Annotated in this window: 1 protein-coding gene; it reads left to right on the top strand. The window is 44.3% G+C overall.

The genetic code is table 11. The features are described 5' to 3' along the window. Positions 1–61: 61 nt before the first annotated feature. The coding region (locus R0J87_RS18635; protein WP_498888060.1) for a hypothetical protein at positions 62–415 on the top strand (354 nt) is incomplete at its 3' end.

Raw genomic sequence — 415 nt, 5'->3', positions numbered from 1 at the left:
ATTTTTCTTTTTGTGAATAGTGAGGACAAAATCACATCAAATCGTTGTTTGGGGCGCGTCAATGCAGCTTAGTCATTTCTCTATCCGCAATAAAATTCTGGTTTTAGGTGGTGCAGTCTCACTGATGTTCGTGATTGCAATGTTATTCATTAAATCAGCCAATGACCGCATTGGCAGCAATTTCAGTGAGTTTTACCAGCATAACTACAAAGTATCGCAATTGATCAGCCAGATTCGCCAGGCGCAAGCCGATATTATCGGTAACGTGCGGGGGTTGCAGGTGGTGTATCTGCTGGGTTTGTATGAACAAGTGCCTGAATTTAATGCGATTGTCGATAAAAACAGTGCGATCACCCCAGAACTGGTGAAAGAGCTGAAGCAAGACTACAACGGTGATCCTCAGCTGCTGGCGGAC

The sequence above is a fragment of the Halomonas sp. SIMBA_159 genome (genome assembly GCF_046536035.1).
GTDB classification, from domain to species: domain Bacteria; phylum Pseudomonadota; class Gammaproteobacteria; order Pseudomonadales; family Halomonadaceae; genus Vreelandella; species Vreelandella venusta_A.
Note: the sequence above shows the minus strand (reverse complement) of the source record. Positions and strands in the feature narration are given on the sequence as shown.